Source organism: Pseudomonas sp. SYWMCR5, from assembly GCF_057197165.1.
On sequence record NZ_JBXUNH010000004.1, the window covers coordinates 372110 to 387914 of the forward strand.

Below are 15805 nucleotides of genomic sequence, written 5' to 3' on the forward strand. Positions count from 1 at the left end.
TGCCCAAAGAGGGGAGGCAAGCCTGGGGATCGCAGGACGATCCCCAGGGCAAGCGGGCCTTACTTGATGCGCTGACCGGGCTTGGCGCCGCTGTCCGGGCTCAGCAGGTAGATCTCTTCGCCGCCAGGGCCGGCGGCCATGACCATGCCCTCGGAAACACCAAAGCGCATTTTCCGAGGCTTGAGGTTGGCCACCATCATGGTCAGACGGCCTTCGAGCTTCGAGGGGTCCGGGTACGCCGACTTGATGCCGGAGAACACGTTGCGACGCTCGTCGCCGATGTCGAGGGTGAGTTGCAGCAGCTTGTCGGCACCGGCCACGGCCTCGGCCTTGACGATCAGCGCCACGCGCAGGTCGACGGCGGCGAAGGTGTCGAACTCGATCTCGGCCGACAGCGGGTCCTTGCTCAGCTCGCCGTTGCCGGCTGGTGCCTTGGCTTCGGCGGCCAACAGGTCTTCCTTGCTGGCGGCGACCATGGCTTCGACCTTGGCCGGCTCGATGCGGCTCATCAGGGCCTTGAACGGGTTCAGCTTGTGGTTTTCCAGGCGCGACTGCAGGTCGTTCCACTCGAGCGGTGCGACGTTGAGGAAGGCCTCGGCGTCGGCAGCCAGCACAGGAAGTACCGGCTTGAGGAAGATCACCAGTTGGCGGAACAGGTTGATACCCTGGGCGCAGATGGCCTGGACTTCATCCTGCTTGCCTTCCTGCTTGGCCAGCGACCACGGTGCCTTGTCGGCGATCCAGGCGTTGGCGCGGTCGGCCAGGGCCATGATTTCGCGCATGGCGCGGCCAAAGTCACGGGCCTCGTAGGCTTCGGCGATCGACGGTGCGGCGGCCAGGAAGGCTTCGGTCAGCTCCGGTGCGGCGTCGCCGGCAACCATTACGCCTTCGTTGCCCTTGTGGATGAAGCCTGCGCAGCGGCTGGCAATGTTGACCACCTTGCCGACCAGGTCGGAGTTGACCTTCTGCACGAAGTCCTCGAGGTTCAGGTCGAGGTCGTCGACCCCGCGGCCCAGCTTCGCGGCATAGTAATAGCGCAGGTATTCGGGCTGCAGGTGGTCGAGGTAGGTGCGCGCCTTGATGAAGGTGCCGCGCGACTTGGACATCTTCGCGCCGTTGACGGTCAGGTAGCCGTGCACATTGACGGCGGTCGGCTTGCGGAAGCCTGCGCCTTCGAGCATGGCGGGCCAGAAGAGGGCGTGGAAGTTGACGATGTCCTTGCCGATGAAGTGGTACAGCTCGGCCTTGGAGCCTTCGTTCCAGAACGCGTCGAAGTCCAGCTCCGGGCGGCGGTCACAGAGGTTCTTGAAGCTCGCCATGTAGCCGATCGGCGCATCCAGCCAGACATAGAAGTACTTGCCCGGCTCGCCGGGAATCTCGAAGCCGAAGTACGGTGCGTCTCGGGAAATGTCCCACTCCTGCAGACCGGAATCCAGCCACTCGGCGAGTTTGTTGGCGACCGCGTCCTGCAAGGTGCCGCTGCGGGTCCACTGCTGCAGCATGGCCTGGAAATCGGGCAGCTTGAAGAAGAAGTGCTGGGAGTCGCGCAGTACCGGCGTGGCACCGGAAATCGCCGACTTGGGGTTCTTCAGCTCGGTGGGGGCGTAGGTGGCGCCGCATTTTTCGCAGTTGTCGCCGTACTGGTCCTCGGTCCCGCACTTCGGGCAGGTGCCCTTGATGAAACGGTCGGCCAGGAACATGCCCTTCTCGGGGTCGTAGTACTGGGTCACGGAGCGATTGGCGATGTGCCCGGCTTCACGCAGGCGCGTGTAGATCAGGCTCGACAGCTCGCGGTTCTCTTCGCTGTGGGTGGAGTGGAAGTTATCGAACTCGACCAGGAAGTCGGCGAAGTCACTGCTGTGCTCGGCCTGGACGTTGGCGATCAACTGCTCGGGCGTGATGCCTTCTTTCTCTGCGCGCAGCATGATCGCCGAACCGTGGGCGTCGTCGGCGCAGACGTAGATGCACTGGTTGCCACGCATTTTCTGGAAGCGTACCCACATGTCCGTCTGGATGTACTCAAGCATATGGCCAAGATGGATGGATCCATTGGCATAGGGCAGGGCGCTGGTGACGAGAATCTGGCGTGGCTCTGACATGGTGGCTCGGCTACTTATCTGGCGACGGGTAAAAATTGAGGGTGATCGGCCACTATAAAGGGCTGGGAAATATATTTCACCCCGCAGACGCATCTGCTGACGGTTGACGGGTTAGCATAGGCGCCTGATTCACTTTTTCGGAATGCCACGGGAGTCTCCATGAGTGCCGTCACACGTGCCGCCATTGAAGGCGTGCTTCGCCAGTACACCGACCCCTACCTGAACCAGGATCCGGTCAGCGCCGGTTGCGTGCGCGCGATCGACATCCAGAACGGGCAGGTCAGCGTGCAGTTGCAACTGGGCTATGCCGCTGCACTGTTTCGAAATGGCTGGGCCCAGGTGCTGCAGACGGCGATCGAGAACCTCGAAGGCGTGACGGCAGCACAGGTGAGCATCGACACGCTGATCGCCACGCACAAGGCCCAGGCCCAGGTGCCTGCGCTGGCCAATGTGAAGAATGTCATTGCAGTGGCCTCTGGCAAGGGCGGTGTCGGCAAATCGACCACTGCCGCCAACCTGGCCTTGGCCCTGGCGCGCGAGGGCGCGCGGGTCGGTATCCTCGATGCGGACATCTACGGCCCAAGCCAGGGCGTGATGTTCGGGATCCCCGAAGGCACCCGCCCGCAGGTGCGCGAGCAGAAGTGGTTCGTGCCGATCAAGGCCCATGGCGTCGAAGTGATGTCGATGGCGTTTCTGACCGATGACAACACGCCAATGGTCTGGCGCGGCCCGATGGTTTCCGGCGCCCTGTTGCAACTGGTGACCCAGACCGCCTGGGACGACCTCGACTACCTGGTGATCGACATGCCGCCGGGCACTGGCGACATTCAACTGACCCTGGCGCAGAAGGTGCCGGTAGCCGGTTCCGTGATCGTCACTACCCCGCAGGACCTGGCGCTGCTGGATGCGAAGAAGGGGGTGGAGATGTTCCGCAAGGTCAACATCCCGGTGCTCGGTGTGGTGGAGAACATGGCGGTGCACATCTGCTCGAACTGCGGCCATGCCGAGCACCTGTTCGGTGAAGGCGGCGGTGAGAAGCTGGCGGCGCAGTATGGTGTCGAGTTGCTGGCGTCGTTGCCGTTGTCGATGCTGATTCGCGAGCAGGCCGACAGCGGCAAGCCGACTGCGATCGCCGAGCCGGAAAGCCAGATTGCCATGGTCTACCAGGAGCTGGCCCGCCAGGTGGGCGCTCGGATCGTGCTGCAGGAAGCGGCGGCGCCCGCAATGCCGAGCATTACCATCAGCGAGGATTGATCCGCTGCTGGCCGCTCCTGCATTGGGGCACAAAAAAACCCGCCGGAAGGCGGGTTTTTTTTGAAAGCGAGGAAGCTAAATCGACTTAGGCGATTTGAACTTCTTCAGCCTGCATGCCTTTCTGGCCGCGGGTAGCGACGAAAGTAACAGCTTGGCCTTCTTTCAGGGTTTTGAAGCCGTCAGCCTGGATGGCTTTGAAGTGTACGAACAGGTCGTCACCCGACTGAGGAGTGATGAAGCCGTAGCCCTTCTCATCGTTGAACCACTTAACAACACCGGATTGGCGATTGGACATGTGTCTGTCTCCTTGGACAAAGTAGATTTCGGCTCAGGAATTGCCCTGGCCGGGACTGAGTGCAAAGAGAGCGGAAAATTCAGCGATGGGCCGATCAGGATCGTGCATCAAACAGATTCTCGGTGTCACGTGCAGCACAGTGGCGCCACCTTACCCCACTTTCCGCAAGCTGCCAATGGCCAACAGCGGCTTTGATGAAATTCGGATCGACGGGTGGCCCAGCCCCCGTCCGGCGCGGGATAGGGCGCGGAACTTTAACGCGCAGGCCAGGACCGGTAAGATGCGCATCTCGTTTTTTCACCTCGTACTTTCAGGACATCCCGCCATGAGCATCAAATCGGACAAGTGGATTCGCCGCATGGCGCAGGAACACGGCATGATCGAGCCGTTCGTCGAGCGCCAGGTGCGTGGCGAACAGGACAGCCGAGTCATCTCCTTCGGCGTCTCGAGCTACGGCTACGACGTGCGCTGCGCCGATGAATTCAAGGTGTTCACCAACATCAATTCGGCCACCGTCGATCCGAAGAATTTCGACGCCGGCAGCTTCGTCGACATCAAGAGCGACGTCTGCATCATCCCGCCGAACTCCTTCGCCCTGGCCCGTACCGTCGAGTACTTCCGCATTCCACGCGATGTCCTGACCATCTGCCTGGGCAAGAGCACCTATGCCCGCTGCGGCATCATCGTCAACGTCACCCCCCTGGAGCCGGAGTGGGAGGGGCACGTCACCCTCGAGTTCTCCAACACCACCACACTGCCGGCGAAGATCTACGCCAACGAAGGCGTGGCGCAGATGCTGTTCCTGCAGTCCGATGAAGAATGCGAAGTGTCGTACAAGGATCGCGGCGGCAAATACCAGGGCCAGCGCGGCGTAACGCTGCCACGTACCTGAGCCGACGAGCCGGGGGAATTAGTTTCCCTTTTGCCACTCCAACGAGGTAAGTCCCCGGCGTGCATGACGTACGCCGGCCCTCGTCAGGAGCAGCCCATGAAACTCGATCCTGCAATCAGCGCGAAGCTGGCCGTCCTGCAGCCGAACCAGATCGGCATGATGGCCTGGACTCTGCTCGCGCACCCGCATCCGCCGACGGATTTGCACGCCGGTGGCGTCCCGCACCAGCCTGATCCCGATACCCCGCAACCCCCCGAGCCTGGCGAGCACCCGCCGATGGAGCCGGGCGAGCCGACCTTGCCCGACGAGCCGCCTCCAGCGCCAGTCGCCTGATCAGGCCGGCACTGCCCAGACCCGTTGATCGCCCACGACGAACAGACGGGCGCCGGGCTCTGGTTGCACCGTCCAACCGCCGGTGAATTCGCCGAACGCCGGCAGCAGGCTGACCTTTGGGTGGAACATGAAGCACGCCAGGCGCAGGCGTTGGCGGCCACGACCGCGCAGCACGCACGCCGGATGGACATGGCCTGCGATCACCGGATGCTCAGGGTGAGCGCCGGTCTCGTGCTGTAGCGCGAATGGCGGCAGTAGCAACGGTTCGTCGACGACTTCGATAGCCAGCTCCTGCGGCGGATCGCCAGCATGACGGTCGTGATTGCCTCGCACCAGGACCACCCGTAACCCTGGGTGCCGTTCGCGCCATGCAGCTACACGGGCTAGGGTGGCAGGTGCTCGCGCAGTACGTGCGTGGAGAAAGTCGCCGAGCACGATCAACTGCTGGCAATCGTAATGCCGCAAGAGCGTGTCCAGGCGATCCAAGGTCGCCTGGGTAGTGCCACGTGGCACCGGCTGGTGCAGGGCGCGGTAGCTGGCGGCCTTGCCAATGTGCAGGTCGGCAACCAGAAGGGCGCGCCGGGCTGGCCAGTAGAGCGCTTTTCCAGGTAACAGCCACAGCGTTTCGCCGCAATGTTCGATCGCCAGGTGGTGCACGTTCAGGATTTCCTCCGTTCAGTCCCCGCAAGGTCGCTCATGGTTCGGCTCGCGGCCTTTTCGAGATCCGCCACCATCCGGGCGATGCGGTCTGCCAGTTTTTCCGTGCTCAGGGTTTCGCGCATGCCCTCGACCAATAGGGCGAAGGCCAGCGGCCCGGGCCGGCGCAATGCGTGCAGATCGAGGCGCAATCCCGCCATTTTCTGCAACTGCTGATGCAGGCGCTCGATCTCCAGCTCTTCACGCAGCACCTCGTCACGCGCCTGGCCCAGCAGCAGATTGCCAGCGTCATGCTTGCGAAACACTTCGTAGAACAGACCGCTGGAGGCCTGGAGCTGGCGCGTGCTTTTCTGCGCGGCGGGATAGCCGCCGAATATCAGCCCGGCGATCTGGGCAATTTCACGAAAGCGCCGCAATGCCATCTCGCCAGCATTCAGGCTGGCCAGTACATCTTCCAGCAAATTGTCCGCAGCCAGTGCAGCGGGCAAGTGCGCGGCCCAGTCCACAGGGCTTGCTGCGAGCAGTTCGAAGCCGTAGTCATTGACCGCGATCGATACCGACAGCGGCTGCACGCGGCTGACCCGCCAGGCGATCAGGTTGGCAAGGCCCAGATTGGCCATGCGCCCGGCAAAGGGATAGAGAAACAGGTGCCAGCCCTGGCGCGAGTGCAGGGTTTCGGCCAGCAATGTGCGCTGGGTGGGCAGGGCGGACCAGCTTGCCTGAAGTGTCAGCAAGGGGCGAACGGCATTCATTTCCGCGCCTTCGTAGCGGCCGTGGGCAGCAGCATCCAGACGCTCGACCAGCGCCTGCGCCAGCTCGCTCGACAGCGGCATGCGTCCGCCATTCCAGCGTGCTACCGCTGCTTTGCGCGCGGTGCTGCGGCGCACGTAGGCGGTCATGTTCTCGACCCTTACCAGCTCCAGGATACGTCCGCCGAACAATAGCGCGTCACCGGGCTTGAGACGGGCAATGAAAGATTCCTCCACGCTGCCCAGCGACTTGCCACCGCCCCCTTTGCTCCAGTACTTCAACTGCAGGCTGGCGTCGCTGACGATGGTGCCGATACCCAGACGATGACGCCGGGCGAGGCGCTCGCTGGCCACGCGCCAGATGCCGTCGGGGTGCGCTGCGACGCGCTGGTAGTCCGGGTAGGCGGTGAGCGAGCTGCCGCCATTGCGCACAAATGACAGTGCCCATTGCCACTGGCTCTCTTCGAGATCGCGAAAAGCCCAGGTGCTGCGAACCTCCTCGAACAGTTCGGCCGGTCGGAAACCACTGCCCAGCGCCATGCTGACCAGGTGCTGGACCAGCACGTCCATGCTCAGGCGCGGCGAATAGCGTGCCTCGATATGCCCGGAAGCCAGCGCCTGGCGTGCTGCGGCCGCTTCCACCAGTTCAAGGCTGTGGGTTGGTACCAGGGTCACCCGCGAGGTACGCCCAGGTGCGTGCCCAGAGCGGCCTGCACGTTGCAGCAGGCGGGCGATGCCTTTGGCCGAGCCAATCTGCAGGACGCGTTCGACGGGCAGGAAATCCACCCCCAGGTCGAGGCTTGAGGTGCAGATCACCGCCTTCAGCGTGCCCTGCTTGAGGCTGCGCTCGACCCAGTCACGGGCGTGCCGGGCAAGCGATGCGTGATGCAGAGCGATCAGTCCCGCCCACTCGGGATGCGCCTCGAGCAGGGCCTGGTACCAGAGCTCGGCCTGGGCGCGGGTGTTGGTGAACACCAGGCTGTTGGCGCTGGCCGCGATCTCGGCGCTGACCTGAGGGAGCATCTTCAGCCCCATGTGCCCGGCCCAGGGGAAGCGTTCGATCGCGCTCGGCACCAGGGTGTCTACCAGGATGCGCTTGTCCTGACGGCCCTGAACCAGTCGCCCGCCTGCAGGCAGCAAGACCTCAAGGGCGTGCGGCAGGTTGCCCAGTGTGGCCGACAGCCCCCACACCACCAGTTGCGGTTGCCAGCGCCGCAGCCGGGCCAGGGCCAGTTGCAACTGCACGCCGCGCTTGTTGCCGAGCAGTTCGTGCCATTCATCGACCACCACCAGGCGCAGGCTGGCGAAGTCGGCGGCAGCCTGTTCGCGGGTGAGCAGCAGGGTGAGGCTTTCGGGAGTGGTGACTAGCGTGCTGGGCAGGCGCCGGGCCTGGCGTGCACGTTCGGCACTGGTGGTATCACCGCTGCGTACGCCGATGGTCCAGTTCAGCCCCAATTCGTCCAGCGGTGCTTGCAGCGCGCGCGCGGTATCGCTGGCCAGGGCGCGCATCGGTGTGATCCACAGCACTTGGAGTGGCGCCGGTCGGCGTACGTCGTGCAACTGTGCGAAAGCGCGCAGGGCGCCGAGCCAGACGGCGTAGGTCTTGCCGCTGCCGGTGCTGGCATGCAGCAGGCCCGACTCGCCGCGCTGGATCGCCGCCCAGACGCTGCGCTGGAAGGCGAACGGCTTCCAGTTGCGGGAGGCAAACCAGGTGCTGGCGAGGTCGGAAGGGGATGGCATCGGCGGCCGGTCTCGTCGAAGGCTGTGCTTCTACAGACCGGCCGCAAGGTGCTTTGGTTTGATCGGGATCAGTTGGCCAGCAGATAGCCGCTGCGGCAGACTTTTTCCCCTGCGACATGGGCGATCACCATGCCGGTGGTGGCCATGCGCCGGACGCTGCGGGCGTAGAGCAGCCCGCCCTGGACGTTGCGGATCGGGGTCACCCGGTCGCTGAGCGGATCGATGACCTCGGCGATCAGTTGCCCAGGCTCCAGGTACTGCCCCGGTTTTGCGTGGAACACCAGCAGGCCGCCCAGCGGTGCGATCAATGGCTCCACGGCAGCCAGCGGGGTGGCGGGGTGGCGCAGCGGCGGCAATGCTGCGGGCTGACCTTCGATCACACCGCTGTGGGTGAGGAAATCGAGGATTGCCTGGCAGTCCTGGCTTGCCAGCTCGTGGTTGACGTCGGCCTGGCCGCGCAGCTCGACGGTCACCGAGAGGCTGCCCATGGGGATCGGGAAACGCTTGGCAAAACGCTGCTGCAGTTGCCACCACACCAGGCTGAAGCATTCGTCGAACGACTGCCCTCCGGAGTCGGTGGCCAGCAGGCTGGCCTGGGCGCCGAGGTAGCGTGCCAGCGGCTCGACCTGGGGCCAGGCGTCGGGAGTAGTGTAGAGGTGTTCGACGGCTTCGAAATCGCAGTGCAGGTCCAGCACCATGTCGGCATCGCAGGCCAGGCGCTGCAAGGCCAGGCGCTGGGATTGCAGGGGGGTGACGGCGGGGTGGCTGTCGAGCCCGCGGCGTAGATATTCACGGATCAGCGAGAGGTTGCGTGCCGGGTCTTGCGTGAGGTGGCTTTCGATCTGGTCGCCGATGCTGTCGGACAGGTCGACGAAATTGCGATTGAAGTTTTCCCCACTCTGCAACTCGAAGCGCCCCAATGGTGCGTCCAGCAGCACCTGTTCCAGGCCCACCGGGTTGGCCACTGGCACCAGCACCACCTCGCGGCGCAGCAGGCCTTGCTGGTGCAGTTCGTTCAAGCGCCGCTTGAGGTGCCAGGCCACCAGCATGCCGGGCAATTCGTCAGCGTGCAGCGATGCCTGGATGTATACCTTGCCGCCACCGCGCGGGCCGAAATGAAAGCTGTGCAACTGGCGGCAGATGCCGGGTACGGGGGACAGCAGTTCGTGGGTCGAGTGGTGCATGGGGGGCCTGATCTGCGCTGGGTTGTGAACGTGGACGACTGGAAATAGAAGCATAAACCAGGGATTTGTGCATGCGGGTGTGCGCAGAAGCGGCCACGGGCCTGGTTATACAGGGCCCAGCAAGCTCTGCAGGGTGGCCAGGTCGTCGGCCTCCTCGACCGGTTTGTCGAGCCGCCAGCGCAGCATGCGCGGGAAGCGCACGGCGATGCCGCTCTTGTGTCGCTTGGACAGGGCGATGCCTTCGAAACCCAACTCGAAGACCAGCGTCGGGGTGACGCTGCGCACCGGGCCGAAGGTGTCCACAGTGGTTTTGCGGATGATCGCATCGACCTTGCGCATCTCTTCGTCGCTCAAGCCTGAATAGGCTTTGGCGAAGGGCACCAGGTTGCGTTGCGCTGCTCCTGGTGGAGCATCCCAGACGGCGAAGGTGTAGTCGCTGTAGAGGCTGGCGCGTCGACCATGGCCGCGCTGGGCGTAGATCAGTACCGCATCGACGCTGAAGGGGTCGACCTTCCATTTCCACCACAGGCCCAGGTCCTTGGTGCGGCCGACGCCGTACAGGGCATCGCGCTTCTTCAGCATGAGCCCCTCCACCCCGAACTCGCGCGACTGCTCGCGTTGCTCGGCCAGGGCTGCCCAGTTCGATGCCTGCAACAGGGGTGAAAGCCGCACAGGTGCCAGGGGGTGTTCGACCAGCACGCGCTCCAGTTGCCTGCGGCGCTCATGCTGTAGGCGGTTGCGCCAGTCATCGCCGTGCCATTCCAGCAGGTCGTAGGCTTGCAGCACCACCGGCGCATCGGCCAGCAGCTTGCGGCCCAGGGTCTTGCGGCCCAGGCGCTGCTGGAGCAGGGCAAAGGGCTGCACCGCCAGGGTGTCGTCGCAGATGCCAGGCTTCCATACCAGAATCTCGCCATCGAGCACGGTGCCGTCAGGCAAGGTCTCTGTCAGGCTGTGCAATTCGGGAAAACGCTCGGTGACCAGTTCCTCGCCCCGTGACCAGATCCACAACTGGCCGTCGCGCTTGACCACCTGGGCGCGGATGCCATCCCACTTCCATTCCGCCTGCCAGTCCTCGACCGGGCCGAGCAGTGTCTCGAACTGTTCCAGCGGCGCCTGCAGGGCGTGGGCGAGAAAGAACGGGTAGGGCTGGCCGCCGCGCTGGGCGTGTTCGTCGGCGGACTCGGGGGCGATCAGCTTCAGGTAGCTTTCAGCAACGGGGCGATGAGCCAGGTCGGTGTAGCCGACCAGGCGCTGGGCTACACGCTTGGCATCCAGCCCCGACAACTGCGCCAGCGCCCGGGTGACCAGCAGCTTGGAGACGCCGACACGGAAGCTGCCGGTAATCAATTTCAGGCACAGCATCAGGCTGGGGCGGTCCAGCCGTTCCCACAGTGCCGGCAAGCGCTGGCGCACCTCGTCCGCAGGTTGCCCGCGCAAGGGCAGCAGGTGCTGCTCGACCCACAGGGCCAGGCCCTCGTCGGTATCGTGTCGGTGCTGGGGCAACAGCAGGGAAATGGTCTCGGCCAGGTCGCCGACAGCCTGGTAGCTCTCTTCGAACAGCCAGTCGGGCAGGTCTGCCAACTGTGTGGCCAGCTCGCGTAGCAGACGGGTCGGCACCAGTTGGCGCGGGCGGCCTCCGGCCAGGAAGTACACCGCCCAGGCCGCATCGGCGGCGGGAGCCTTGGCGAAATAGTCGCGCAGGGCCTGCAGCTTGGCGTTGCTCGAAGTGGTGGCGTCCAGGCGCAGGTAGAGTTCGGCGAAGGCCTTCATGTGGCGCTCTCCGACGGGGGCGTGTCGTCTTCCTCGCCGTATTCGGTGGCGAAGGCCCGAGCGTCCAGGCCCTGCTCGCACAGGTAGCGCACCAGCACGTTGACCGAGCCGTGGGTGACCATTACCCGTTCGGCACCGGTTTCGCCGATCGCCCACAACAGGCCAGGCCAGTCGGCATGGTCGGATAGGACGAAGCCGCGATCGACGCCACGCCGACGCCGGGTGCCACGCAGCAGCATCCAGCCACTGGCGAAGGCATCGCTGTAGTCGCCGAAACGACGCATCCAGCTACTGCCACCTGCCGAGGGTGGTGCCAGCACCAGGGCTTCGCGCAGCCGTGGATCGTTGCGTGGCAGATCTCCGGCGTACAGGGTGTCGGGCAGGGCGATCCCGGCTTCGCGATAGACGCGGTTGAGCGGCTCGACCGCGCCGTGCACTACGATCGGCCCTATATCTGCGTCCAGCCCGTGGAGAATGCGCTGGGCCTTGCCGAAGGCGTAGCAGAACAGCACGCTGGCCTTGCCCTGGTCACGATTGGCGCGCCACCAGGCATTGATGCCGCTGAACACCTCGGCCTGCGAGGGCCAGCGATAGATCGGCAGGCCGAAGGTGGATTCGGTGATGAAGGTGTGGCAGCGCACCGGCTCGAACGGCGCGCAGGTGCCGTCGGGCTCAACCTTGTAGTCGCCGGAGGCGACCCACACCTGGCCCTGGTATTCCAGGCGCACCTGGGCCGAGCCAAGCACATGGCCGGCAGGGTGGAAGCTCAAGGTGACACCGTGATGCTGCAGACGCTCTCCATAGGGTAGGGTCTGCAGGGCGATATCCTGGCCAAGACGGCTGCGCAGGATACCGGCGCCGGGCTCGGCGCACAGGTAATGGCCGTTGCCGGTGCGCGCATGGTCGCCGTGCCCATGGGTGATCACCGCACGGTCAACCGGGCGCCAGGGGTCGATGTAGAAGTTCCCGGGCGGGCAGTACAGCCCTTCGGGGCGGGCGATGACGAGGTCCATGGCGTTCGCGCTGGCTGGGGTTACCAGTTAGGAGCGCAGCGCTGGCCTGGAAGTTCGGATGGCGTGGTGCTGGCGAGCGGCCCGGACGAGCCGCTCGGGGTTACTGCCTACTTGCCCGGCACCAGCGTCAGGCGCTGGCTGCCATAGGCGCGGGCAAAGTTCTGTGGTTGCAGCGGCAGGCTCATGAAGCGCCCCTTGAACCAGGCGTCCAGGCCGTCACCGTAGTGAGGGCTGGCCGGGTTGCCGGACTGGCCGCTGCTGGTCAGGATCTGCAGCGGTTCGGTCTGGCCGAAGTCGACGACCATGCGCGCGGAGGCCGGCAGGCTGGTTTCGAAACCGTTGCCCCAGGCGTAAGGGGTCAGGGCCAGGGTGCTGAAGTCACCGCCAGTGGCCATCGGCGCGCGGCTGAGGCTGTCGCCGAGCCCGTGGTAGCTCGGTGCGGGCCAGCGGTACTGGTGCAGCTTGCCCCATTGCCAGGCACGCCGGTCGGCGCCCATCTGGGCGACACCGGCATCCACTGCAGCGGCCAGGCTGCGGGCGAGGATGGTCGGTTTGTCTTCTTTCTGCGGCGTGTTGCGGTCATCCCAGAACGGGCTGTCTTCGCGGCCAAGCAGGTGATCGGCCTGGGCCGAGTACGACAGCCGGGCGTTGCTGACGAACGCTTGCCAGGCCGGGGAGGACTCGGGGCCGAGCTCGTCGAGGAAGGTCTGGCGGGTGACGGCCTGGAGGAACAGTTCGTACAGCGCCGCATCGGCCGAGACCGGGCTCAGGCGGCCATCGAAGGCCTTGAGCCGGGTGAGGGCTTCGCGGGCCTTGTCGCGCTGTTCGGCGGGCAGGGCATCGATGGCCTGTTTGAGCGGCTGGGCCATGCCAGGGGCGTCGAACATGCGCTTGAGCTTGTCGGCCAGCAGGGTGACCTGGTCGTTCTGCAGGGCCATCAGGCTGCGGCTGTCATAACGCCCGTTGGCGGCCAACTGGCCCAGGCGCTCGGCGCGTTCGGGGTAGTACCAGGTGCTGGACAACTGCATGCCGTAGCCCTTGGGCAGGCTACGTTGGTTGGCATGGCCGATCCAGCCGCTGGGCGGATCCTGGTCGTAGGGGTGAAGCATTGCATCGGCGAAACCGTCCCAGTCGAAGCGTCCGTCCCAGCCCGGCGAGGGCAGCAGGCCCTGGCCTTCGCGGCGATTGGGGTAGCGGCCGCTGACCTGCCAGCCGATGTGCTCGGGCTCGGCGAAGACGAAGTTCAGCGCAGCGGCGCCGATCTCGCGGGTGCTGTCGAAAGCACGTTCGATGTTGCTGGCGCGGGTAAGGTCGAACAGCGCATCGAGGCTTTTGTCGTCCTTGAGCTGCGGCAGGTGCAGGGCCAGGCCATAGCCGTTGCCGGGTTGTCCGAGCAGGGTGCCGTGGCGGGTGTCGTACAGCACTTCGCGCACCGGGCGCTGGCCGCGCACGAAGAAGGTTTCGTTGCGCGCGCGGGCCGGCTGCCACTTGCCGTCGGCCAGGTAGGTGAGTTGGCTGCCCTGGCGGCGCAGTTGCTCGAGGAACAAGTCCTGGTTGTCGGCCATCACCGCGCTGCTGCTCCAGGCCAGCTTGCCGTTGTAGCCGGCCAGCACGATCGGCAGGCCGGGCAGCGACAGGCCGGCGACCTGGTACTTGCCGGTATGGATCTGCACCGGGCTCAGCGCCCAGGCGGCGCGGCTGTCGCTGGCCAGCAGGCTCTTGCCGCTGCGGCTGCGCAGCGGGCCCAGGGCCAGGTTCGAGGAGCCGGGGCTGCCCAGCAGGTCGAGGTCGGCAAGCTTCTGGCTGGCGGCGGCGACGTCGTTCAGGCCGGGGATCTGGCTGGCCAGGTTGATGCCCTTGAGCTTGTCGGTTTCGCCCTCGGCCAGAGGCTCGTCGGGTGCGCCGGGCAGCAGCCAGGCAAGCTTGTCGCTGCCGATCTTCTGCGCCAGGGTCAGGGCCGAGAGTTCTTCCTGCAGGTTCACCGACTGGCTGAAGGCATAGAGGCTGAAGATCAGCGCCGAGTCTTCGGGTTTCCAGTATTCGGGGCGATAGCCGCTGCGGGCGAGTTCGGCCGGCAGCTTGTCGCGGTAGCGGAACAGATAGGCGTTGACCCCGCGGGCATAGACCTCGAAGAAGCGCTTCAGGCGCGGCGAGGCGTCGGCATACAGCTGGCCGGCGCTCTGCTTGAGGTTGGCCGCGCGCATCAGGCGGTCGATGTCCAGGGCTTCGCTGCCCGCGATCTCGGCCAGTCGCCCCTGGGCGAGCAGGCGCATGGCGACCATCTGTTCGATGCGGTCGCCAGCATGGACGTAGCCGAGGCTGAACAGCGCGTCATGGAAACTGCTGCTCTCGATCAGTGGTGCGCCCATGGCGTTGCGCCGTACCGAGACGTTCTGCGCCAGGCCTTTGAGCGGCTGGACGCCGGTGGTCGGTGGCACGCTGTCCTGGTAGCCGCCCATCTGGCAGCCGGCAAGCCCGAGCATGCCGAGCAGCACGGCGCTGGTGCCGAACCGAGGGCGGAAGGGAGGAAACACGGGGGCGGCCATGACGAGGGCTCCTGGGCGGCGTGGCGGGGTCGGAAAGGCGCTAAAGGTAGGGCGGCGCGCGTCGGGCTGCAAGCGGCAAACGCTGCGCCACCCGGAGCCGCGTTACGCGCCGTGGCACTTCTTGAATTTCTTCTCGCTGCCGCATGGGCATGGATCGTTGCGTCCGACGTCCTTCAGGGCGTTGCGCACCGGTTCCTGGTGGCCGTGGTTGCAGTGCGGGCCGTGCACATGGCCGTGCTCATGATCATGGTGATGATCGTGACCGTGGTTGCAGTCGGGGCCATGGACATGGGGTTGCTGGGTCATTGCGGGTTACTCCGGTTGAAAATCGCCGGGGATTATCTCACCACTGCGCGACAAGTGCAGGTCCCGTTGACTGATCAGGCCGGTATTGAGTTCGCCTTGCAGGGTGTAGTGCAGCGGATCGCCGCTTTTCAGCAGCTTGGCGAGGGGCTTGAGGTGCTGCCACAGGTTGGTGCGCGCGGTGATCTTGAAGGTACGCCGGGCATGGCCGCCGACACTGCGCCAGACACTGGTCTCGTCCTGCACCAGCAGCAGGTCGTTGAGCCGGATTGCGTACGACAGGCTGCGGATGAACAGGCGGCTGTCGTTGGGGTTGTCGATGCGCAGGTGCAGGACGAACTCCTGCTGGTGCAGGCGCGCCTTGACGGTTTCCACCCTGACCAGGTGCACCTCGGGCTCGCGCCAGTGGTTGCCGCCCCATCCCGCACAGCCCCCCAGCAAGGCCAGGGTGAGGCCGAGCAGGAGCAGGCGGGCCAGGGCATTCATCATTGATTACCGAGGTAGCTGGCGCAGCATTTCTTGAATTTCTGCCCGCTGGCACAGGGGCAGGGGTCGTTGCGTCCGGCCTTGAGCTCGACGGTCGGGTCGATGAAGTACCAGCGCCCGCTGTTCTGTACGAATGCCGAGCGCTCGCGGTGCTGGTGGTCGCCCTGCTGGTCGTGCCAGCGTGCGGTGAAGGTGACGAACGCATGCTCCGGCTGCCCGCCCAGGACCTGTGCGCTTTCCACCTCCAACCCCAGCCAGGTGCTCTGTGCACTCCAGGCGGCAATGCCGCTACGGTCCAGCCCGGCCTGCTGGGCGGGAAGCGTGGTAGCTACCAGGTAATCCACCAGCCCCAGCACATAGGCGCTGTAGCGCGAGCGCATCAGTGCCTGGGCATCCGGTGCCGGGGTGCCGGCATGGTAGTGCCCGCAGCATGCGTCGAGAAGATTGCCGCTGCCGCAGGGGCAGACCGAGACACTCATGAAAT

Annotated in this window: 14 protein-coding genes; 3 read left to right on the forward strand and 11 right to left on the reverse strand. The window is 65.2% G+C overall.

Annotated elements, in window-relative coordinates:
- Positions 1–59: 59 nt before the first annotated feature.
- Complete coding sequence (gene metG, locus AC2CGW_RS14350) at positions 60–2099, reverse strand: methionine--tRNA ligase (protein WP_186711508.1); 2040 nt, start codon at positions 2097–2099, stop codon at positions 60–62.
- A gap of 159 nt (positions 2100–2258) precedes the next feature.
- Here metG and apbC point away from each other — a divergent pair, with 159 nt between their 5' ends.
- A complete protein-coding gene (gene apbC, locus AC2CGW_RS14355) occupies positions 2259–3353 on the forward strand; it encodes an iron-sulfur cluster carrier protein ApbC (RefSeq protein WP_484574199.1) in 1095 nt (364 codons plus the stop codon).
- A gap of 85 nt (positions 3354–3438) precedes the next feature.
- Here apbC and AC2CGW_RS14360 read toward each other — a convergent pair whose 3' ends face one another.
- Positions 3439–3648, reverse strand: coding sequence for a cold-shock protein (locus AC2CGW_RS14360; protein ID WP_003254922.1), 210 nt, complete (start codon positions 3646–3648; stop codon positions 3439–3441).
- A 325-nt stretch (positions 3649–3973) separates the two neighbouring features.
- On the opposite strand from AC2CGW_RS14360, the gene dcd reads away from it, so the two are divergent.
- Both dcd and AC2CGW_RS14370 read left to right on the forward strand, forming a co-directional pair.
- Entirely contained in the window at positions 3974–4540 is a 567-nt protein-coding gene (gene dcd, locus AC2CGW_RS14365; protein ID WP_003258001.1) for a dCTP deaminase, read from the forward strand.
- Between the two features lie 96 nt (positions 4541–4636).
- Complete coding sequence (locus AC2CGW_RS14370) at positions 4637–4873, forward strand: hypothetical protein (protein WP_054891778.1); 237 nt, start codon at positions 4637–4639, stop codon at positions 4871–4873.
- Here the strand turns inward: AC2CGW_RS14370 and pdeM are convergent, their stop codons facing one another.
- From pdeM to AC2CGW_RS14415, 9 genes are all read right to left on the reverse strand, one after another.
- Positions 4874–5530, reverse strand: coding sequence for a ligase-associated DNA damage response endonuclease PdeM (gene pdeM, locus AC2CGW_RS14375; RefSeq protein ID WP_484574200.1), 657 nt, complete (start codon positions 5528–5530; stop codon positions 4874–4876). It lies immediately after the preceding gene.
- Between the two features lie 2 nt (positions 5531–5532).
- Positions 5533–8019 (reverse strand): ligase-associated DNA damage response DEXH box helicase, encoded by a 2487-nt coding sequence (locus AC2CGW_RS14380; RefSeq protein ID WP_484574201.1) that lies wholly within the window; start codon positions 8017–8019, stop codon positions 5533–5535.
- Positions 8020–8087: 68 nt separating this feature from the next.
- The gene (locus AC2CGW_RS14385; protein WP_186711179.1) at positions 8088–9203 is read right to left on the reverse strand and encodes a succinylglutamate desuccinylase/aspartoacylase family protein; all 1116 of its coding nucleotides are present in this window, start codon (positions 9201–9203) and stop codon (positions 8088–8090) included.
- Positions 9204–9308: 105 nt separating this feature from the next.
- The gene (locus AC2CGW_RS14390) at positions 9309–10973 is read right to left on the reverse strand and encodes an ATP-dependent DNA ligase (RefSeq protein WP_484574202.1); all 1665 of its coding nucleotides are present in this window, start codon (positions 10971–10973) and stop codon (positions 9309–9311) included.
- Complete coding sequence (locus AC2CGW_RS14395; protein ID WP_288374524.1) at positions 10970–11986, reverse strand: ligase-associated DNA damage response exonuclease; 1017 nt, start codon at positions 11984–11986, stop codon at positions 10970–10972. The genes AC2CGW_RS14390 and AC2CGW_RS14395 overlap by 4 nt, the downstream gene beginning before the upstream one ends.
- A gap of 107 nt (positions 11987–12093) precedes the next feature.
- Positions 12094–14532 carry a penicillin acylase family protein gene (locus AC2CGW_RS14400; protein WP_484574203.1) on the reverse strand — a complete coding sequence of 813 codons (2439 nt, stop codon included), beginning with the start codon at positions 14530–14532 and terminating at the stop codon, positions 12094–12096.
- Positions 14533–14634: 102 nt separating this feature from the next.
- Complete coding sequence (locus AC2CGW_RS14405) at positions 14635–14838, reverse strand: SEC-C metal-binding domain-containing protein (protein ID WP_186668487.1); 204 nt, start codon at positions 14836–14838, stop codon at positions 14635–14637.
- A gap of 6 nt (positions 14839–14844) precedes the next feature.
- Positions 14845–15321: an LEA/WHy family protein gene (locus AC2CGW_RS14410; protein ID WP_186668485.1), complete on the reverse strand. Its 477-nt coding sequence runs from the start codon at positions 15319–15321 to the stop codon at positions 14845–14847.
- Positions 15321–15800: a YchJ family protein gene (locus tag AC2CGW_RS14415; RefSeq protein ID WP_484574204.1), complete on the reverse strand. Its 480-nt coding sequence runs from the start codon at positions 15798–15800 to the stop codon at positions 15321–15323. Before AC2CGW_RS14415 ends, AC2CGW_RS14410 begins: the two co-directional genes overlap by 1 nt.
- Between the last annotated feature and the right edge of the window lie 5 nt (positions 15801–15805).